General features: G+C 45.4%; 16 protein-coding genes. 11 read left to right on the top strand and 5 right to left on the bottom strand.

The genetic code is table 11. The features are described from left to right. Positions 1-25: 25 nt before the first annotated feature. Positions 26-1,762 carry an LTA synthase family protein gene (locus LJ740_RS04725; RefSeq protein WP_229527890.1) on the bottom strand — a complete coding sequence of 579 codons (1,737 nt, stop codon included), beginning with the start codon at positions 1,760-1,762 and terminating at the stop codon, positions 26-28. Positions 1,763-2,142: 380 nt separating this feature from the next. Between LJ740_RS04725 and LJ740_RS04720 the strand changes: the two genes are divergently transcribed. From LJ740_RS04720 to LJ740_RS04710, 3 genes are all read left to right on the top strand, one after another. Further along, a complete protein-coding gene (locus LJ740_RS04720) occupies positions 2,143-2,820 on the top strand; it encodes a response regulator transcription factor (RefSeq protein WP_229527889.1) in 678 nt (225 codons plus the stop codon). Then, positions 2,817-4,214: a sensor histidine kinase gene (locus LJ740_RS04715; RefSeq protein WP_229527888.1), complete on the top strand. Its 1,398-nt coding sequence runs from the start codon at positions 2,817-2,819 to the stop codon at positions 4,212-4,214. The genes LJ740_RS04720 and LJ740_RS04715 overlap by 4 nt, the downstream gene beginning before the upstream one ends. Before the next feature lie 205 nt (positions 4,215-4,419). Further along, entirely contained in the window at positions 4,420-4,827 is a 408-nt protein-coding gene (locus LJ740_RS04710; protein WP_229527887.1) for a hypothetical protein, read from the top strand. Between the two features lie 80 nt (positions 4,828-4,907). On the opposite strand, the gene LJ740_RS04705 is transcribed toward LJ740_RS04710, so the two are convergent. The 3 genes from LJ740_RS04705 to LJ740_RS04695 form a co-directional block, all read right to left on the bottom strand. Next, positions 4,908-7,529, bottom strand: a complete 2,622-nt coding sequence (locus tag LJ740_RS04705; protein WP_229527886.1) for a glycosyl hydrolase family 18 protein — start codon at positions 7,527-7,529, stop codon at positions 4,908-4,910. Between the two features lie 77 nt (positions 7,530-7,606). Continuing rightward, positions 7,607-11,131: a glycosyl hydrolase family 18 protein gene (locus LJ740_RS04700; RefSeq protein ID WP_229527885.1), complete on the bottom strand. Its 3,525-nt coding sequence runs from the start codon at positions 11,129-11,131 to the stop codon at positions 7,607-7,609. 272 nt (positions 11,132-11,403) lie between these two features. Next, the gene (locus LJ740_RS04695; RefSeq protein WP_229527884.1) at positions 11,404-11,949 is read right to left on the bottom strand and encodes a helix-turn-helix domain-containing protein; all 546 of its coding nucleotides are present in this window, start codon (positions 11,947-11,949) and stop codon (positions 11,404-11,406) included. A gap of 127 nt (positions 11,950-12,076) precedes the next feature. Here LJ740_RS04695 and LJ740_RS04690 point away from each other — a divergent pair, with 127 nt between their 5' ends. From LJ740_RS04690 to LJ740_RS04655, 8 genes are all read left to right on the top strand, one after another. Next, positions 12,077-13,279, top strand: a complete 1,203-nt coding sequence (locus LJ740_RS04690) for a benzoate/H(+) symporter BenE family transporter (RefSeq protein ID WP_324255598.1) — start codon at positions 12,077-12,079, stop codon at positions 13,277-13,279. A 101-nt stretch (positions 13,280-13,380) separates the two neighbouring features. Continuing rightward, positions 13,381-13,902: a DUF2975 domain-containing protein gene (locus tag LJ740_RS04685; RefSeq protein WP_229527882.1), complete on the top strand. Its 522-nt coding sequence runs from the start codon at positions 13,381-13,383 to the stop codon at positions 13,900-13,902. A 22-nt stretch (positions 13,903-13,924) separates the two neighbouring features. After that, on the top strand, positions 13,925-14,134 hold the full coding sequence (locus tag LJ740_RS04680) for a helix-turn-helix domain-containing protein (RefSeq protein WP_229527881.1): 210 nt from the start codon (positions 13,925-13,927) through the stop codon (positions 14,132-14,134). Positions 14,135-14,326: 192 nt separating this feature from the next. After that, the gene (locus LJ740_RS04675) at positions 14,327-14,656 is read left to right on the top strand and encodes a hypothetical protein (protein WP_229527880.1); all 330 of its coding nucleotides are present in this window, start codon (positions 14,327-14,329) and stop codon (positions 14,654-14,656) included. Positions 14,657-14,933: 277 nt separating this feature from the next. Next, positions 14,934-15,848 carry an alpha/beta hydrolase gene (locus tag LJ740_RS04670; RefSeq protein WP_229527879.1) on the top strand — a complete coding sequence of 305 codons (915 nt, stop codon included), beginning with the start codon at positions 14,934-14,936 and terminating at the stop codon, positions 15,846-15,848. A gap of 59 nt (positions 15,849-15,907) precedes the next feature. Next, entirely contained in the window at positions 15,908-16,846 is a 939-nt protein-coding gene (locus LJ740_RS04665) for an alpha/beta hydrolase (RefSeq protein ID WP_229527878.1), read from the top strand. A 78-nt stretch (positions 16,847-16,924) separates the two neighbouring features. After that, entirely contained in the window at positions 16,925-17,551 is a 627-nt protein-coding gene (locus tag LJ740_RS04660; RefSeq protein ID WP_229527877.1) for a flavodoxin family protein, read from the top strand. Between the two features lie 5 nt (positions 17,552-17,556). Continuing rightward, positions 17,557-18,459 carry an AraC family transcriptional regulator gene (locus LJ740_RS04655; protein WP_229527876.1) on the top strand — a complete coding sequence of 301 codons (903 nt, stop codon included), beginning with the start codon at positions 17,557-17,559 and terminating at the stop codon, positions 18,457-18,459. Positions 18,460-18,513: 54 nt separating this feature from the next. On the opposite strand, the gene LJ740_RS04650 is transcribed toward LJ740_RS04655, so the two are convergent. Next, positions 18,514-19,923, bottom strand: a complete 1,410-nt coding sequence (locus tag LJ740_RS04650; protein ID WP_229527875.1) for an alpha-amylase family protein — start codon at positions 19,921-19,923, stop codon at positions 18,514-18,516. Positions 19,924-20,305: the final 382 nt, after the last annotated feature.

Raw genomic sequence — 20,305 nt, 5'->3', positions numbered from 1 at the left:
TAAATGGAACTGGTATCTGAGTGCTTTAGCGGTCAGCAAGGTGATAGCGGTGCTCACTGTATGCGAGAGTACTAAATAATACGTGAGCTAATGCTTTAGTTTTGAGATCTTCATTTCCCTGACTTTGCGGCACTTTCGTTTGCGATTTGTTACCGGGATTGTATTGCCAAAAGCTGACCTGCTGGTTCGGCATCAGAATAACAGCCTGATTGTTTTCCAGGTAAGCGAAGTTGTCATAGTATTGCATCATTGCACGTTCAACCGGATAGTGCTTATTTAGATCAAAACCTACCATCGGAGTCGCAATATCCACTCCAAGCAATGATAATAGTGTTACAGGAAGATCTATCTGACTTGTCAACCTGGAGTCTGAATTCGGTGCCTGTTCGCTGTTCAATATTACAGCGGGAATATGGAATGATTTTATTGGTACAGGTTCTGAACCATACACTCGGACATCGTGATCCGCGACGATCAGAAAGATAGTATCTCGCCAATATTCTTGTGTTTTGGCATTGTTGATAAATTGGCCAAGCGCATAGTCAGCGTATTTAATGGCCAAATCTCGATCAGGATTATCACTTATAAAGCCGTCGGGTAATGACACTTTACCTTGCGGGATTAAAAAAGGGTCATGGTTGCTGGAGGTAAAAATCAAACTGAAAAACGGCTTTTCTTTCGCATGTAGTTTATTGAGCTCTATATTAGCCTGAATAAATAAGTCCTCGTCACTGACACCCCAGGAGGAGACAAAATTCGGGTTGTCTATGTCATGAAAATCAACAATGCTGGTAAAGCCATTTCCCAGGAAAAAACTTTTCATATTATCAAAATGACTTTCTCCGCCGTACACAAATTGCGTTGTGTAATTCAGTTTCGACAGCGCTGATGCAATAGTAAAGAATTGCTTTTGTGATTTAGAAAGTTTAACAACTGCGCGAGAAGGCGAAGGAATGAAACCCGTGGTCAGCGCTTCTATGCCTCTTACCGAACGGGTCCCGGTGGCGTACATATTAGTAAATCCCCACCCCTGACGGTATAACTTGTCCAGCTCCGGTGTTAATCCACTACCACCTAAATGACCCACAAATCGCGCACCCAAACTTTCTTCTAAAATCACAACCAGGTTTTTGTTGTTGAACTGAGCTACAGGTGAATTGACTGATAATGTAGGAATTTCCTCTGAAAGATAATTCTTACGGTGTGCAGCTTGCCTGACTTGTTTAATAATTTCTTGTTTTGGTAGTTTGCCATAAAGAGATGCGCTGCTTTTTTCGTTTTTGCTATTCTTAATAGCAAAAGCAACGCTGTACAAAGAATTGAGTGTCAATGAGTTAAGTAAAGCATCCTGAGCAAAGTACACCAATGATGGATTAAGAGGTCTGTGACCTACCGTGCCTCGTGCAGCAAGCAGACTCAGTAGTAGTATAGCGAGCAAAGTTCCCGCCATTTGATAATCACTGACGATTTGTACATTGTTAGTTGTAAAACCCCGACTAATGTATTTAAAACTGAAGACAGTAACAATACAACACACCACTAAAGATATGATAAGCGAAAGCAAGTGGCCGTGTACCAGCATAGAAAACACTTCGCTGGGAAATTCCAGGTATTCGACGAATAGTCGATTAGGTCTTACATCATATTGTGCAATGAACGATGGTGTTGCCGTTTCAGTAATGGCGACTAACATCAAGACAATACTGCAGTAAACTGCGTAAATACGGTCCAGATTTCGAGTATTGAAAATTAGTCGCAGCATTAAAATTAATACCGCAGGAATAAGCAAGTAACCCCAACTGCTTAGATCTACTCTCATTCCACCGATTAGAATTGGTAATAGGTCAGAAATATTGATTCTGTTATTTAGCCAAATTACCAGACCAATGCGAACAATTGAAAAGATAAAAATCAATATAAGGCTAAAACGTAATAGTGGGGTTAGCCAATTGAGGTATGCTCTCACCACAAACTCCAAGTATTCAAAACTGCGGCGATGCTAAGGCGATAAACTTAAGAAACACTTAGGAAAATCTTAAAGTTAACTTAACAACTAATACTTAAGTGAAACTTCAGTTAATCTTAAGTTAACTACGGTAATCTAAATAAAAGTGGCTGGATGTTTTTGGCCTGACAATTGTTATGAAAGTATTATTGATAGAAGACTCTTTTTCTTTAAGGCGAAGTTTGAGGGTCGGTTTGCAAAATTTGGGATTTACAGTAGACGATACCGGAGACGGAGCACATGGCTTAAGTATGTGTTTGTCAGGTGATTATGATCTCATCGTATTAGATATTATGCTACCCAGCCTTGATGGACTCACGTTGCTGGAAACGTTGAGACATAAAAATAATGATGTTCGAGTATTGATATTGTCCGCAAAACAAGAACCAGAGGATCGGGTCAATGGGTTATTGTCTGGTGCGGATGATTATTTGATAAAACCTTTTTCATTTGACGAATTGCATGCCAGATTACTGAGTTTGATGCGCCGTGGGGGGTTAAAGGCGATCAAGGATCAGATTGTAATAAATAATCTGACGCTGGATTTACAGCTCAAGACTTTACAGGTTAACAAAATGGTAATTGACCTGACTCCCAAGGAGTACAAAATCGTTGAGTGCCTTTTTACCAATCAGAATAAAGTGATCACTGTTGAAAAGATTAGTACATATCTGGCCGGGCAATACGATTCTATTGCAAAAAACTCGATTGAAGCGCATTTGTCTTCTGCCAGAAAAAAAGTAAGAGCAGCAGGTAGTGAATTACCCATCACTACAAAGCGTGGTTTTGGTTATCTGGTAAACGTGCAGCAATGAAGTCTATTCGCAAAAAATTAGTTGGAACGCTTTCCTACACTATAACAGGGTTAGTACTATGTATTTTGTTGGCTACCGACATTGCCGTTGACAGTTGGATAGATCATCAATTTAACCGCTCAATGCATGCCAAAGCTGGTATGTTAATGACGCTTGTTAAACAAGATAAAAATGGGATTGAATTTCGGTTTTCTGGGGAATTTTTGCCAGAGTTTGAAGGCTCTGTAGAGCCAGAATACTTCCAATTATGGTACAAAAGTGCTGTTTTTGAGCGCTCTGATAGTTTGGATCTTTTTTCCCGCAAAAATTTACCTTATGAAAATATTAATTTAGGACAATCGAAAATATCAAAAACTCTTTTGCCAGATGGCAGAGATGGCAGAATTGCATACGCTAAATTTATTCCTCAGGTGGATACACGAGACAGAGATTATTTTAAGGAAAACTCGCAAGAACCCATGGTTTTGGCTTATGCCGCCTCTGCTGAGGAATTAAATTTTGTACTCTGGCTAATTGATATCATTTTTATCGTAACAACCATTGCTGTCGTAGTGTTCATTAGACTTTTTGTACGTAAATCGGTTGATACTGGATTGAGCCCTTTAAACAAGTTGAATCAAGATTTGTGTAGTCTCAGTATTGCTGATAAAGCGGCTGTGATTACACTGGACGAACCCGTCCAGGAATTGACGCCTATGGTAGATAGTTTGAATCGCTTCATTGAAGAAAATCGGCAGTTGTTTTTGAGAGAAAAGCGTCTGACTTCCGATATAGCCCATGAGCTTAAAACGCCTATCGCAGAGCTTATCAATATGACAGAAGTGGTACTCCGGTTTCCTGAAAAAAATGAACTGGAAGCTGATTTCAAACCTGAAGTTTTACGGATTAGTAAAAGGCTTAAAAATATCGTTTCATCGCTGTTGCAGTTACAAAGTTATAGTGGGCAAAAACTAAGAAAAGAAGATGTATGCGACATCAATTATGTACTGGAGAGAATTTTAGATAATAGTGAAAGTGACAGGGTTAATTATCAGCCTAAAGAATCTCTTCCTTTTGTTGTAAGTAATTTGTTTGCATTGGAGTCAATACTGATTAACCTTATTAATAATGCTATTCAACACAGCCCAGAAAGCTCAGAGATATTGATTAATACCCGATCTACTACAAAAAATAATGTGGTGATATCTATACAAAATACAATGCTTCAACCTCTCTGTAACGAGAATCTTCAGCAAATGTATGAACCTTTATGGCAAAAAGACACTGCCAGAACATCCTGTGAAAACTTTGGGTTGGGGTTATCAATTTCCAGAGCTCTTGCTATTGCTATAGACGCACAATTGACCGCAACAGCCGAGAAGGAAAAAATTGAGTTTTCGTTGTTTGTTAACTAAAAGCTGAATAATACTGAATTTTAAATTCTTGTCAGCATGTTCTCAATATTTTAATTAACCCTTAATTAAAATCGTTAATAATTTATTTACACATTATTATTACTAATCCAAACCTGGAATTATTCTCATTTGTCAACTAGCAACCAAAGATTAAAATGTGCGCGTTTTTTGTTCTGTACCCCACATATAAAATTAAGAGGTTGTTATGTTAAAGTCTGTTTTGGCTACTGTTGTTTTCGCTGCTGTTGCTCACACGGCATCGGCTGTTGAGTTCGTAAATGTTGATAGCTCTAAGTTCACTGAGTTGTGCATTGTTGCCGTTCAAAACGGTGAAACGGTTAAAGGTCGTGAAGCTAACGTTCAGTGCAACGGCATGCCAATTAACCAGTTTGATAAGAAGTACAACAACGCTGAAGATGAGACGGCTACTGTTATCACATTTGAAAATGTAGACAATGCACCTGAATCAGAATTGTGCATTGCTGCAGCAACATCGAATGCAGCATTTGTTGCTGCTAAAGATCGTTTAAACATCAGCAAAAATAATATCAAATGTAACGGTGTTGATTTGCCAAAGTTTGCTAAACGTTTCAACAAAGAGTTCCAAAGCTAAGACTATTGCTGTCCGAAGCGTTTAAAAAAAGGCGAACTATGAAGTTCGCCTTTTACATTACTGAGGATTAGGAAATGTGTTTATTGGCAGGAAGCCGCACCAATGTCACTCCATACTGCAGCGACACCTGGCTCGTCACCCTGAGTCCAGTATGCGGCAACATAGCGTCTGTCCAGGTGATTAACTTCGCTGCCACCGGTATAAGCGACGCCCGCGTCCCAGGGAAATTCTACATCACTTAACAAGGTCCACGCAGAGTTACTGTTAGACGGTGCGGAATTTTGATTCCACCAGTTAGCCTGCCATACCAGGTTGTTATGACTGACGGTCGCACCGCCGGTGTAGGTGGCGCCAGCACTCCAGGCAGCATAATTGCCAGCATTAGGATCGCTGGCATCACAAGGATTTCCGGTGCCTGTGCCGGTTACTGTAATTGTTACGGTTGCAGTGTCGCTGTCGGTGCCATCGTCCACCAGCACCTGGAATACCAGATCTTCATTGCTGGAAAGAGTGGGAGCGGTAAAGTTGCTTTGTACAGAGGCTGCGTTGGTTAAGGTAACGGCGGTACCTGATACCTGCTGCCAACTGTAACTCAGGGTATCACCGTCTGCATCTGTGGATGCACTGGCGTCCAGAGTCACTGAAGCATTTGCCGCTACCGTTTGATTACTACCGGCATTTGCAACAGGTGCGTTGTTACCCTGAGATTGCGCTTTTAAGGTGACTTGTACGCTATCAGTATCGTTTAGCGCACCATCGTCGACAGTGAGTTCAAACACCAGCACTTCATCCTGACTTACAACGTCTGCACTAAAAGAGGCGACAGCGCTGTTGGCATTGCTCAGTGTTACCGAAGGGCCAGATAATTGTTGCCACTGATAACTCAGGGTATCACCGTCCGGGTCGGTGGAGCTGTTGCCATTGAGTGTAACAGTTGCTGGCAGAGTGGAAATAGTCTGGTCTAATCCGGCACGTGCTGCAGGGGCATTGTTACCCGTGCCGCCACCATGGCCCAATGCGACATGCATGGCGTTAAGGATGTCGCCATTGTCGGCATCAATTTCCCAGGAGAACAATCCCGCCAGTCCTTTTGCTGCCACCAGATCCCCCTTGGCCTGTACTGACGTGGCATCGTCATAGGTTATCAAATCACCACTGCTGGCTTTGAACAAGTAAGGGGCTTCAGCGGTACTGTCGTAATGATAGCTCCACTCTGATGAATTGCGGTATTGAGCGATGTCGCGATAGTCCACCACACCAGGCTCCCAGGAACCGGCAACCGGACCTGTGGCTGTACCTGTCATATGACTGGTTTGATCATAACCACTAACGCCTGTCCAGCCGCGACCGTACATGGCAACACCGGCTACCAGTTTTGAGGGCGATACGCCCTGAGCCAGAAATTCATCCACAGCTCCGCTCAGATTAAATTGCTGGGTTTGGGCATCACCAGCGCGAAAATCGGGCGCATACACGCCTGCCTGGTGTCCCAGTTTATTCAGATCAAAAGCGCCATAGAAGTCATAGGACATAATGAAAATGTAATCCATGTACTGCTGAGTAGCCTGATAATCAATGCGATTAATTTTTTGTTCAGCGGCACCTACGGCAGAGGTAAGCTCGTAGGTTCTGCCGGTTTCGGCTTCCAAAGTGTCCAGCATGGCGCGCAAGTCTTGCATCAGCAAACGGTAGGTTTCGCCATCCGTGGTGGGATTGCCAAGACTGGCATTGGCACCACCACCACCTGGATATTCCCAGTCGATATCTACACCATCAAAAAACTTCCAGGTGCGCAAGAATTGCTCCACAGAATCCACAAAGGTTTGGCGATTGGCACTGTTACCCAGGTAATAGAAGGGATCAGATAAGGTCCAGCCACCCACAGATGGCAGGATTTTCAGGTCAGGGTAGGCCTGTTTCAATGCCATTAGCTGGCCAAAGTTACCCCGGTAGCTGTCACCGGACACCTGTCCATTTTGGGTTTTAGTTACTGCGGCAAAAATATCGTGAATAGTGACACTGAAATCCGGCATGCCGTTACAACTGGCCACTAGTACATTGTGACCGCCTGGATTGGCGGCCTGCAGGGAGTCATTTGGGCCACAGATTGGAATAAAGCCATACAGGATATGGGTAAGGTTGTAAGCCGGGATTTTATCCACCGGGAATTTTCGGCCATAAACACCCCATTCAACAAAGTAACTTCCCACAACAGAGTTAGTGCTGTTGGTGTAGGGTTGATTGTTTTCCCCGTCCGTTAATACCAGCGGATCCATGTGGCTGCCGTCAGTGTCTTCCACTTTGATGGCTATCGGCGATGCTCCGGCAGTACATCCGTCAGCGTTACAGAGTTCAACATTCAGTTGATATTGTCCTCCCGTGGCGACCTGCAACGTAGCACTGCCGGTTTGTGAGGCTCCACCTCCGCTTAAGGTTTGCTCTAAAACGACAGTGTTATCCAGCAGATACCGAGCTGAAGTGGCCGTATCGCCAGACCATTTTGACCAGCTAACCGGAATTTCGGCGTAGTCATTGACCGTAACCAATTGTTGATAAGCACTGGCGGTTTCATCAATTTCTATGATGGCGAAATTGGTTTCCATCCAGTCAATAGTGGGCGCGCCGGGGGCGGCTGCGAGTGCCTGACCAGCAAAGCCGGTACTGAGCAATGCTGTTGCCAGCGTGAATTGTCTTAGTTTCATTTTCCTTACTCTTGTTGCTTTGTTTGTGTTGTTTGATAAAAGGCCATTGGCGATTACGCCAATGGCCTGATCCGGAGTTAGTAGCTACAGATAGCTGTCCAGCTGCCGTCACTACCGGGTTCAGCTGTTGTCCACCAGTTGGCTTGCCAAACGCTGTTTTGATGAGTCAGGTGATCGCCTGTGTTGGCGTGGCTGGGATTGCCTTGCCAATCGGTATTCGGAAAGTCGGGGTAAGCCGGGTAGCTGGCTGGATCTATACTTTGACTGGCACAGCTTGTACCACTGTTGCCGCCATCACCACCGTCTCCGTTTGCACCACTGAATTCAGGTAAGTGCGGATAGGCGGATTTCAGGCCCAGTACTTTATCTCCCACCTGTATACGCAAACCCTCGCCCAGACCGGAAACCGGCAGGTAATACACCATGGATACGCTGAACTCAGCGCCTGCCGCAATTGAGGCAGCACCACTGAGTGGTATATTCACAGTATGGAAATCCGCCCGGGAGCCATTGAGTTTGAAGTTGCTGCCGGTATAACCCGAATCAGTGACATTCACACCGGCACCGTCCCAGTCTGTGATGACATCCCCGGTGGAGGTAGGCATCAGGAAGCTGATCTCGCTGCCAGCCGGAATAGTGTGTTGGCTGTTGTTAGTGAGCACCAGTGTTGGATTGATGGGGTAGTTGTTGTCGCCCACCGGCCAGTCTCGGGTTGATACACTGAAATCGATCACTTCATCTGGCACCGGCAAGGTGTTTTGCTCCAAGGTCATTGGCGACGCATTGGCAAAGGTGTTGTAGGCCAGATCCGTCAGGGTTGTGCCGAAAGTGTATTCCCCTTTGGCTGCATCAAAACCGTAGTCTCCGGCCATTTCCCAGACCATCATGCCACCGGCACCCATTTCGATAATGAAATCCAGTTTCTGTGCTAACGAGGTTTCATCCTCGATGGACAGAAATACTTGTTTTTGCGGATTCCACAACCAGCTGGCACCTAACGCCTGGCTGTAGTGATACTCGTAATCGCCCACAATTTTGTCGGCGGGATCATTGCTGTCCAGTCCCCAGTCTGGGCCGTAACTGGGCATGTCTCCGAAGTTAAGGCTGTCGGCCTGCATCAGGTTCATGGCATGCCACATAGGCATAGAGCCTGCCGGAATTTCATTACCCTGGTCGTCCAGATCATGCCAAAGGTTATCAATGCCTTCTGCACCATATCCACAAGGTGTATTGGCACCAGTACCGGGTAAACATTCGGTTTGATTGGGTAATGCGGCTTTACCCCACAATCCATTCGTTCCGCCAGTAACGCCCTGGAATCCTCGGGTGTAGTAGGGAATACCGACGTTAATTTGTGCCGGGGCAAATGCGCCTCTGAAGTATTGGTACGCCCAGGCAGTATTCAGGTATCCGATACCCTGATATTGCGCAGTGGTGTAAACGCCGGCGGCGGCCAGTTCAGCATCATCCCCGTTATCGAACAGAGCGGCTTGGGGGCCAACATATTCATTCCAGGCACCGTGCAGGTCGTAACTCATGATGTTGACGTAATCCAGCACGTCTCCCAGCGCAAAATCTTCCATGCCCCGCAGCAGGTAACCTGAGGATGGCGCCGCAATTGTGAGCATGTATTTGCGATTGTCCTGTGCGCCCGCGTTATCCAGCGCGATGCGTAGCTCGGCCATAAAGACTTCATAGTTATCCATCAGTTGTGGACGACACTTATTTGAAATCGCAAAATCGATTGGATTGCCGGAATCATTCATGGAAGAAGGATATTCGTAATCAACATCAACACCGTCAAAGCCATATGCGCGGATAAACTCCACCGCTGAAGCGTTGAAAGCCGCAATACCAGCAGCGTTGACGCCGCAAGTGTCGAGGTTGGTAGTCATGGCATAAAATCCGGTGGTTTCAGCCCAGCCACCAACAGATATCAGGGTTTTTACATCGGGATATTGCTTTTTAAGCGAGGCAATGTGATTAAAATGCCCCTTGTAGCTGAATTCGGGATCCATTTCGGCACCGGCCACCTCTGGCCATTCTATGTCTGTGGCTTCGGCTGATACCTGAATTTCATTGGTTTGGGTGTTTATGCTGGCAAAAGCGTAGTTAATGTGGGTGAGTTTATCCCAGGGCAGATCTTTAGCCAGATATGACGGTAAGCCATTTTTGCCGGTACGCCATGAGGTAAAGTAACCAATGATGCGCCGTGGATGATCATCGCCCATACACTCACTGCCATCTGCGCGATAGATTTGGCTGATATCACAGGACAGATTACCGGTGGCGGTCTCATTGACGGTCACAGTCAAAGCTTCAGATCGACCGCTTAGGTTTTCAGCATCTGTGGCGGTGGCACTCAGTTCAACTGTTCCGGATTGAGCCGGTTGCCAGGCCAGGTGATAAGGTGGCTGACTAACTACGCCAATGGATTGTCCGTCGACAAAAAATTCAACGCTTTGCACGTCGTCATTCACATCACTGACATCGGCTCTTAAGGTTACATTTTGATTGACGAACAGGTTGTTCCCTGGAGATTGCAGGGTCATTTGCGGAGCCTGTGGTTCTGTTACGGTATTTACCTGAATCGTGGTGTTTGCACTGTCGCTAATGTCGCCAGTGGTATCAATAGCGGTGGCTGATATCAGGTGTTCACCTGAGCTAGACGCTTGCCAGTCGGCATTGTATGGCGCGCTGTTATCGACAGACAACAGTTGTCCGTTTACAAAAAACTCAACCCGATCCGTTACCGCATTGCTGGCGGCCACGTCTGCGGAGATAACCACATTTTCACCGGCATTAAAACTGGCACCGCTCACCGGAGCCACAATCGACACGGAAAGGGAGCCATCAGGTTCATCGGCCAGTACACTTATGACAGCGTTGTCATTCGCGCTTAAATTATTGCCATCCAGGGCTTCAACCGACAGGGCTTTTTCTCCCGGGGTTGCGGCTGTCCAGTTCGTTTCCCAGGGAGATTCCGTATCGGAGAACAACAACTGGTTATCCAGATAAAAGTTCACCTGAGTAACGCTGGTATTGCTGGCCTGTACGTCGGCAGAGAGTAAAACGACTTCGCCTTCCACAAACTCGCTGTTGTTGAGGGGAGATGTAAAAGAAACGGTGAGGGAAGGGGAGGTATTGCCACTCAGGGTCAGACTCAGGCTGTTTTCCACCTGAGTAACGCCAATCTGACCGCTGACACCGTAGGTCAGGACCACACTGTTGCCTGGTTCCAGTAGAGAATCCGTCCAGCTGTTCTCTTCAAAATCCAGTTGTAAAGAATTGTCGTAATGGTTTCCGGTTTGGGTGGAGCTGGCATTTAACGCCGGATAGCTGATGTCAGTGCCGGACCAATTCGGTGCGCTGGTGACAATTTGCGAGTCAAATGTGAGTTGGGCATCGTCCAGATCGATAGCGTCGTTGCCGGTATTGGTCAAAGTAATGGTGTAATTGTTCCACCATTGTCCTTCGTCCCCAACTACCGCGACATCGGTTTGCCAGCTATTGGCGCATAATGCCGACGATATCAGACAGCAAGATGCAGTGAATACTCCAATGCCCATCTTTTGCAAGCAGGCGTTGCGTTGAAAAGTCATTCTGGGTTCCTCTGTTGGTTTTATGGTTAATGTAACCTGTGCATAAATGACAACGTTGTCATTCCCTAACAAAGAAAAAGGAACTGTGTTATTTCTGTTCCTCTATCCTGATTTCACTTTCCATTGTTACAAGCTGAGCGTGCCATCAGCGTTATTAAAGAATTAACATTATCCTTACATTGCGTAAAGAATAATTACCCAAAAATATCCATAATCGATGATAAGCCGATGATTTTTATGGCAATAAAGTTATGAAAAAGATTAAAAAACAATCAGCTGTTACCTGGATAACAAATGATATTTTGAAAAACCACGGTGTCTGAAAGTGCTTTGTAACCATGTGCCTGATCACTGAAAAAGCGCACGCTGTTTCCGGTGTTAAACGTATGCCACTGATCATCAAAAAACAGGGCAAGTTCGCCTTGTAACACATGAACGTGTTCGATAACCCCTACGTTATGTGGACCAGAGCGTTGTTCGTGATACTGCGTCAGGGTGATTTCAAACATTTCCATGCCGGAATCTGGCTGGTATGGGAACAGTGTTTTTACTCGCATGTTGCCGTCATTTGGAAAGGCACGTTCACTACTTCGCAATTCCATGGGGGTGGCAAAAAATGCAGAAAATGAGGATTCCAAACCGCTGGCAATTTTCCATAAAGTGGCGATGGTGGGGCTGGATTCCTGACGCTCAATTTGTCCCAGCATGGCTTTGGAAACACCAGTGAGTTTTGCCGTGGCATCAAGGCTCAAACCTTTCTGCTGACGCAGGGATTTTAAGTGTTGGGCAACTTCCTGCAAAAACTGTTTTTCTTTCATGATGCTTTTAAATTTGACTGATTTTTAAAATCTGCTGTTGTTATCGCTTGTGCGTTATAGCGTCCGGTGTTATTTTTGTTTGTGCGTAATAACGCACGAAGCATAGCATTATCCAACTCATTTCAACATAGCAGCTTGCTTAAACATTGAGGTTTTGATGAACAATACAATCAGGATCAGTCACATCTCTGCTGGTTTTACCGCGGTACTGGTGGGCTATACCAGCTCTATCGTTATCATTATTCAGGCTGCGACAGCACTGGGAGCCAGCGCACAACAGACTGAAAGCTGGTTGTTGGCGCTGGGACTTGCCATGGGGCTAAGCTCCATTGGGTTGTCCTGGTATTATAAAACGCCCTTGCTGACCGCCTGGTCCACACCGGGAGCGGCTATGTTAGCGGGGGCCTCGTTTAATTATGAGATGCCGGTAATTTTGGGGGCATTTGTAACAACCGGGGCGATGGTGTTTCTGACCGGCTTGATTCGACCTTTTCGGGACGTCTTACAAAACGTACCACCCGCCATTGCAACGGCAATGTTGGCGGCCATTCTGTTACCTTTTTGTCTCAGTAGTTTCGCTATTGCTGAATCCGATACACTGAGTTTTGTTTTGATGTTCAGTGGCTTTTTACTGGCAAAACGCTTTGTTCCAAAATACGCAATGGCGATCCTTTTGCTGCTGGCGCTCATTATTACTTTTAACGGAGTAAATGGCTTCGGCATAGGGTTAGACGGGCAGGGGATTAGCACCGAACTGGCTCAACCTGTCTGGATTACCCCTGAGTTTGACTGGTTAGCTGTGCTGAATTTATCTTTACCCTTATACCTGGTCACAATGCTTTCCCAAAATCTGCCAGGCATTGCTATGCTGAAAAGTTTTCAGTATCAGGCACCGGTTAAACCTGTTTTACTCGGAACCGGGTTAACTAACATGCTAACCGCGCCACTGGGGGGATTTAGTCTCAACCTGGCAGCAATATCGGCGGCTATCTGCATGACTTCTGATGTAGATACTGATCCTAAACAGCGTTATAAGGCTGTGCTTTGGGCCGGATTGTTTTATCTGTTAGCCGGGATTTTTGCCACAACCGTGGTAAACCTGTTTCTGGCCATGCCCGGTGAGGTGATCAAAATGCTGGCAGGTTTTGCATTGTTGGGCACCTTACTGATGTGTTTACAATCGAGTTTTAGTGATGTCACAGCAAGAGAGTCGGCCATTTTGACCTTCCTCTTCACCTTATCCGGTATTCAATTGTTGGGCTTAAATTCGATATTATGGGGCTTAATTGTGGGGATTGTGCATTTAAAATTCATGAAGTCTTCCGATTGAACCAAATTCTTTTAGAACCTCTGACAACCTGATTTCGGGCTGTTTATTGTCATACTATCAGTTATTATTCATGGCATGATGATGCTATTGTTGAGAGTAAAATGACACAAAAATTAGCTTGGGTGGTTTCGTGGGGTTGTCAGATAATTTTGGTGCTTTCCCCCTTAATTGCCGCTTACCTGGTGATTGATATTCAGGCTTTTGCTTCGTTAGCACAGCAAACACTGAATCTGGCAATTCAATGGCACGGGGTTACGGATGTGCAATGGTATACTGTGTGGGCGGCGACTTTCGCCTATTTTTGTGTTGGACTGGCGGGCCTTTATTATTTGCGCAAAGCATTTGTAAACTTTGCCAGAGGCGAGTTGTTCAATCTCGCCAACAGTCGCAATTTGCGTTTGTTTTCCCTGTTTTTACTGCTGCAGTCTTTGTTAAAGCCCCTTCATATTGCAATACTTAGCTTATTGTTATCCTGGCATCACCCTCCCGGGCAAAAGGTGTTATCGCTGATTCTGGGCAGTGATGAGTTTACCATGCTGGCACTGGCCATTATCTTTTGGGTACTCAGTGATATGTTGGTGAAAGCCAACGCGCTGGAAGAAGAAAATAAGCAGTTTATATAGTGAGATGTGATAGAGAATCGTTATGCCAATCGTGGTAAATCTGGATGCCATGCTGGCAAAACGCAAAGTTCGGGGCAAAGAGCTGGCGGCCAAAGTGGGTATCACCGAACAAAACTTATCTTTGCTGCGCACGGGTAAAGTCAAGGGCATTCGTTTTGGCACCCTGGAACAAATCTGCGCCGTCCTGGAGTGTCAGCCCGGCGATATTCTGGAATACGTTGCTGAAGAGTAAGCAATTGCTGGTGACGCCTATTTAGGGGCGTAACAAGGTGTATTGTTAGTTAAAATACAGATTTCGGCGATCAATGTGAAAAACTGTACTTTGGTACAGGTTACTTATGATTTTCATCAAGGCATACTTTTTTCTGATAGTTACAATGCAATGTGTTTTTCTGTGGGTTTGGCTGAGAGGTAGGAAAGGCGAATGCACAAAATACTAATCTATTCATGCTCTTTATTTAAAGACTGGACAGACGTTGAAGTTCGGAAATGGGAAGCTTACAAGCATCGGGGATTGATGCGATTTTTATTGGTAGAAGGCATGCTTAAATGGGGAGTTATTTTCTTTATTATATTTAGCCCCGCTATGTTTAAGTCTATCACCCTGGAAGCGGAAGAGCCTGTAACCTACTTCTTGTTGAGTTGTTTAGTCTGGGTTATTGCCTCTTTATGTTATGGTGCTGCAGTTTGGAGTGCTACCAACTATGCCTTTCATAGAAAAGCTAAACTTCCCATCGACAATTTAAACGAATAGTTACATGTACTTCAAAGCCAGGGCTTTTTTGCCCTGGTTTTGTAAAGTTCTCAGGTTCGCTGGGAAGTCAGTATTCGTCCTTTATTATCAACTCCCTCATTTCACTCATCCTTGCAATATTTACGCTTTACATCAAAACAGGCAAGTTGTTCGTCATTTTAGGCAAACTTTTAAAAGGTGCCTTTCCTATACTTTATCTCAACGGATGCGGTGAATATTTGTTCGGCGCAGTTTGTAAGATAACCCACAGTTTTTTAGCTTATCAGGAGCATCGAAAATGAAAAAAGTAACCTTCCCCAATACTAATGGTTTAGATATTTCACTGGCTGGTGTGATTAATTTTCCGGCTGACTTTAATGAGAGTACGACTTATCCAGCCGTTGTGGTTTCACATCCTGGCGGTGGTGTAAAAGAACAAACTTCTGGTACCTATGCTAAACGACTGGCTGAACATGGCTTTATCGCCATCGCCTTCGATGCATCATACCAGGGAGAAAGCACGGGAATGCCTCGCCAAACTGAAAACCCTCATGTTCGTACCGAAGATGTCAGTGCTGTGATTGATTACTTAACGACATTATCTTATGTGGATAACAATCGAATTGGTGCAATGGGTATTTGTGCGGGTGGTGGATATACCGCTAATGCAGCTATTAATGATCGTCGCATTAAGGCCGTCGCGACTGTAAGTATGGTCAACATTGGACAAATGTTTAGAAATGGTTGGGAAAATAACGTCAAAGACAGTGATGCCATTCCCTATATTCAGGCGGGTTCGGATGCGAGAACCTCTGATGCCAGTGGCGCTGAAATTGCCACTATTCCAATGGCACCACTTAAGGAAGAGGATGCGCCAAATGAGGAGCTGCGTCAGGCGTGGGAATATTATCACACAGAGCGGGCTGCCTGTCCTACAGCCCCAGGCTTTGCGACAGCGAGAAGTTTGAACCAAATCATTACCTATGATGCATTTTTTAAAGCTGAAGCCTTTTTAACTCAGCCGCTGCTGCTGGTGGTTGGTAGTGATGCCGGTAGTAAATGGATGAGTGACGATTTAATGCAGCGTGCGGCAAGTGAAGATAAACACATGCACATAGTCGACGGTGCAAATCACATGCATCTTTACGATGGTGAGCAGGAAATAACGAGTGCAATTTCAGCAATCGCACCTTTCTTCCAACGCACTATTTAATGCCAATTGTTTAATTTACGAGGGATTGATTCCCTCGTTTTACCAGTTTAGGAACGATTATGAATACCCAAAAAGTAACTTTTCAACATCAAGATATGGTGTGGGAAATCTCAACACTAATAATCACACCAGATAATTTTAGTGAACAGAAAAAGTACCCCACAATCATCAGTGTTCACCCATTTGGTAGCTGTAAAGAGCAAACTTCCAGTGCGGTTTATGGCAAGGCGCTCGCTGCACAAGGTTATGTTGTACTCGCGTTTGATGCCAGTTTCCAGGGCGAATCAGGCGGAATGCCCCGCTTTATTGAAGAGCCAACACGTCGCGTTGAAGACATCAGCTGTGTAATCGATTTTGCGGCTACATTGCCCTATGTCGATATGAATCGTATCGGGGGTATCGGCATTTGTGGCGGTGGTGGTTACATATTCAATGCTGCCCTGACGGAAAAGCGATTGAAAGCCGTCGTTGGCATTACCCCGGTAAACCTTGGTCGTTTGTTTAGGGAAGACTTCACGCAATTTAATCCGGTCGGTGCATTGCAGGCCATGGCAGAGCGACGCACTGCTGAAGTTAAGGGGGAGAGTTTGCTGGTGAACGAGTTGCTGCCGGCAAGTCCCGAAATTGCCAAAGAACATGGGCTCACTGAGAGAGATGTTTTTGAAGCAACCGATTATTACAAAACTGCTCGTGGCCAAAGCCCAGGGGGAGCAACAAAAATGTTGTTTTCTCATGCGCAAAAAATATTAAGCTGGGACGCTTTTGCTTTTGCCGAAACGTTGTTGACTCAACCTCTGATGTCTGTGGTAGGCAGCAAAGTGGGGGCTTTTGGGGCGTTCAGAGACGGGCAGGAGATTTATGGCAGAGCGACAGCCAGTCAGGATCGTCAACTGGTGAAATTAGATGACTGGTCCCATTATGATTTATATGACAATCCCAAGGCGGTGTCTCAGGCAATGGAGCAAATGATTCCGTTTTTGGCTAAACACCTGGCCTAAGCGGTGTATTGCTTACTGCGGTATTGAGGTTTGCTCAATATCGCAGGGGCTACAATGCAGAAGTATGAGGACAAACACATGCTTATAAAATGGTTGGCAATCGGATTTTTAGTTCTGCTAGCGTTAGTGATAATTGTCACACTTTACGTCACCGGTACCGAGTGGCAGCAATCACAGGTACATCGGGACTTTGTGGCTGAACAACAAACATCAACAGATGAAGTTGGAAAATCCGCAGTGATTGTTTTTTCTCGATCAGGTAGCACGTCAGTGTTGGCTAATCATATTGCAGCAAAGCAAAATGCCAGGTTAATCGAGATTAACGCCAAAGATTATGATTTAGGGGTACCTGGTTGGCTTTCTGCGCTGGCTGATGCCAGAAATCATGTTGCCGATATCACCCCTGAAAACCTGGATCTGACTGAATTTGATACCATTTACCTCGGCTCGCCAATATGGTTATACAGTCCCGCTCCGCCAATCTGGCAAGTGGTGCAAAACAATGATTTTTCAGGTAAGCATGTTGTGCTGTTCAATACCTTTAACAGCAAATTTGAGCAGACATTTATTGATGATTTTAAAAAGTTAGTGATTCAAAAGGGCGCGATTTCTTTTGAACACCAGTATGTAAAGCGAGGTCGGATGGGAGCACAACTGTCTGTTTTTGAAATGTTATCTGTCTTCGACAATAAATACCCGGGGTAACCAACATGACCGCATTGACACCTAATTCCGAGCACCTTGAGCTGACTGATTTTGTTTACCGCAAGTACCGAAAAGTGGGAGACCACGATACACAAATACCCGGTGTAACGGTGCATTTGAGGAACTCTCCGACGGAACCGCTGCATTGTGTTTATACACTCAGTCTTGCATTGGTGCTTCAGGGTAGTAAGGAACTATTGTTAGATGGTGATATCAGGCATTGTTGCGCCGGGCAAACGATGCTGACTACATTTGATTTACCGGTAATTTCGCATGTTACAGAAGCGAGCCGAACTTCCCCTTTTATTGCGGTAATTTTAAAACTGGACTACGGCCTTATTCTGGAATGCTGCGAAGAACTTAAACTTCCTCAACCGGCCAAAGATATCCGCTATCAGGCTCTGTCATGCCACGACGTGGAGCAGGGAATGCTGCACACTGTTAAGCGGTTGTTTGAAACACAGAATGAACCAACATTGAAAGTTGGACTGATGCCACTTATCCAGAAAGAAATAGTATTCAGGTTGTTGGATGGTCCACATGGGTTGCATTTGCGACATTTAGCCACTGAAGGGTCACCGAATAGCAGAGTGGTTTCTGCGATCAGTTGGTTGAAACACAATTTCATGAAGCAAATTGGTATGGATACACTTGCCGAAAAAGCGCACATGAGTCCCTCAACATTCAGGCAGTATTTCAAATCACTAACAGGTAACAGTCCTTTGCAATATTTAAAAACTTTGAGGCTACAAGAGGCGAGAGATCAAATGGTGGCTAACGGGTTAGATGCCTCGTTAGCAAGCAGCATGGTAGGTTACGAAAGTGCTTCGCAATTTAGTCGCGAGTACAGTCGTTTATTTGGGTTATCTCCACAAAAAGATATCAAGCGATTACGTGATGGGCAGTAACAACAAATAGCCCGGAGATAACCGGGCTTTTGGATCATTTATTAAACAGAATCTTTATTCCATCAGCCACATTCTGGCACCGCGGCCAGGCAAATAGAACTTATGCCATTGGCTGGTGATGTATTGCACATCGCTGCTTAAGGTGTCGCGGTAGTTGCGATACCACCACAGGTTGTCAGCCTGAGTATCTACCCAAACATCAATGCCATTACCGCACTTGTTGATACCGACTACGCCCTGATGATCGCGTTTAAACAGTATGTGGCAGTCGCTGTGGCTAATCACCTGCATACCTGAGCCTTGCACACTGTTGTGGAAATCAATCATGCCGGCTATGTCACCGCGTTTGTACATGTCCTGCCAACGACCATTGTCGCCTTTGTCAGCACTTTCATTATGGTCTGAATAAATCATAGGTACACCGCCGTTGCGTCCCAGAATATAAGCATTGGCCAGGAATTCGTCGGTGGGATCTAATATTTGAAAGCGAAACCCGTCATTCAGCGGGATATCGTGGGTAATGCTAAAGGTAACGGCTTGCGAACCTGGTAGTGCCTGCCCATAAGCGCCTGGATCAACTAACTGGCTCATGGAACCACCAAAACCCAGAGCACTGCGCATTTGCGCAAATAGTGGGAAGTCGTATGCGGCGTGGCCCGTGCCACTCATATAAGGAACCAGAAAGTTGTCGTTGTCTGAGTTTCCGGCACCGCCAAAAGTAATCACTTCACCAAATACATGCACGCCATTTTTAATGTTTTGGTCGAATATCGCATTGATGTGATAGTTGGTCATGTGTTTAACCGCATCTACCCGAAAGCCGGTTACTCCCATGTTTTTAAGGGTTTGCAGGTATTGTTTTTGTTGCGCCACAATCCAGTTATTTGGGTCCAGGTCCGGTAAGCCTGTATCACCGTTACCACCGCACAGGCGCCAGTATTGTACATGGCCCGGGTTGTTCCAGTCGGTGATACAGCCTGGATCGTGGAAATCCCAGGGGGCGATCAGGTTGTCGGTAAGATCACCAAACAGCTTGATAGAATTGTAATAACTTGCGTTCTGAGCATATTCATCCAGCACCAGAGTGCCGGGGTAATTCAGGTCTGAGCGCAGCCAGGCTTCGTTAGCCATGTGGTTAAACACGATATCGGCATAGGTTTCAACACCGACAGACTGCAGCGCCTGTATCATGGCCTGAAAGTCATTGGTGTCCCCCAAAGGGTTGTCGACAACACGGTAGTCTTGCGGCTGATATCGGCCCCACCATTCGTTCCCACTGGATTTATAAGCCGGAGATACCAGCACTTTTTTATAACCCAGATTGGCAATTTCCTGAGCTTTGGCGGCCACTTCGGAATATTCCCAGTTAAAGGCGTGGAGGATGACATCTGCCTGGGCGGCCGGCAAATAACATACGGCGGATATCACGATACCCGTGAGTAACTGTCTTAACTTTTTAATCATTTTCTAATCTCAATACTGTGATGTTTAATCCTGGTATCAAAAAAGCGAAGCCGCCGTGTGCACAAGGAAAGCGGGACGTTTAATTTTTTGACCGGGTTAAGTCTGACCATTTCTGTACACTATTTGAACCGCATGCATACGTATTCATCACACAAAATTAACAATTAATTAACGTTGGTGTGAAGACAAGGACACTTAACCGTATGTTGTGATTCTTGATGAACATTGGTGCTGCCTGGCAGTCAGGCTGTGACCCGGGGAGGTTATAACGAAATTTTGTAAGTGCTTTATCAAAGTCACCAGTTCTGTTGAGGTGCAAAAAATTCGCCCTATAGTGTGTGCAAATGTTAATTAAATGTTTTTCAGGTGTTAATCGAAAAGG

It is taken from the genome of Planctobacterium marinum (assembly GCF_020687805.1).
Classification (GTDB): Bacteria; Pseudomonadota; Gammaproteobacteria; order Enterobacterales; family Alteromonadaceae; genus Planctobacterium; species Planctobacterium marinum.
The sequence above is the reverse complement of the archived record's forward strand: the minus strand, read 5'-3'. Positions and strand labels throughout refer to the sequence as shown.

Coding starts and splice junctions, on each gene's coding strand:
- LJ740_RS04650 (WP_229527875.1), bottom strand. CDS start 19,923: ATGATTAAAAAGTTAAGACAGTTACTCACGGGTATCGTGATATCCGCC.
- LJ740_RS04725 (WP_229527890.1), bottom strand. CDS start 1,762: ATGCTGCGACTAATTTTCAATACTCGAAATCTGGACCGTATTTACGCA.
- LJ740_RS04685 (WP_229527882.1), top strand. CDS start 13,381: ATGACACAAAAATTAGCTTGGGTGGTTTCGTGGGGTTGTCAGATAATT.
- LJ740_RS04680 (WP_229527881.1), top strand. CDS start 13,925: ATGCCAATCGTGGTAAATCTGGATGCCATGCTGGCAAAACGCAAAGTT.
- LJ740_RS04710 (WP_229527887.1), top strand. CDS start 4,420: ATGTTAAAGTCTGTTTTGGCTACTGTTGTTTTCGCTGCTGTTGCTCAC.
- LJ740_RS04670 (WP_229527879.1), top strand. CDS start 14,934: ATGAAAAAAGTAACCTTCCCCAATACTAATGGTTTAGATATTTCACTG.
- LJ740_RS04655 (WP_229527876.1), top strand. CDS start 17,557: ATGACCGCATTGACACCTAATTCCGAGCACCTTGAGCTGACTGATTTT.
- LJ740_RS04665 (WP_229527878.1), top strand. CDS start 15,908: ATGAATACCCAAAAAGTAACTTTTCAACATCAAGATATGGTGTGGGAA.
- LJ740_RS04695 (WP_229527884.1), bottom strand. CDS start 11,949: ATGAAAGAAAAACAGTTTTTGCAGGAAGTTGCCCAACACTTAAAATCC.
- LJ740_RS04700 (WP_229527885.1), bottom strand. CDS start 11,131: ATGACTTTTCAACGCAACGCCTGCTTGCAAAAGATGGGCATTGGAGTA.
- LJ740_RS04720 (WP_229527889.1), top strand. CDS start 2,143: ATGAAAGTATTATTGATAGAAGACTCTTTTTCTTTAAGGCGAAGTTTG.
- LJ740_RS04675 (WP_229527880.1), top strand. CDS start 14,327: ATGCACAAAATACTAATCTATTCATGCTCTTTATTTAAAGACTGGACA.
- LJ740_RS04715 (WP_229527888.1), top strand. CDS start 2,817: ATGAAGTCTATTCGCAAAAAATTAGTTGGAACGCTTTCCTACACTATA.
- LJ740_RS04660 (WP_229527877.1), top strand. CDS start 16,925: ATGCTTATAAAATGGTTGGCAATCGGATTTTTAGTTCTGCTAGCGTTA.
- LJ740_RS04705 (WP_229527886.1), bottom strand. CDS start 7,529: ATGAAACTAAGACAATTCACGCTGGCAACAGCATTGCTCAGTACCGGC.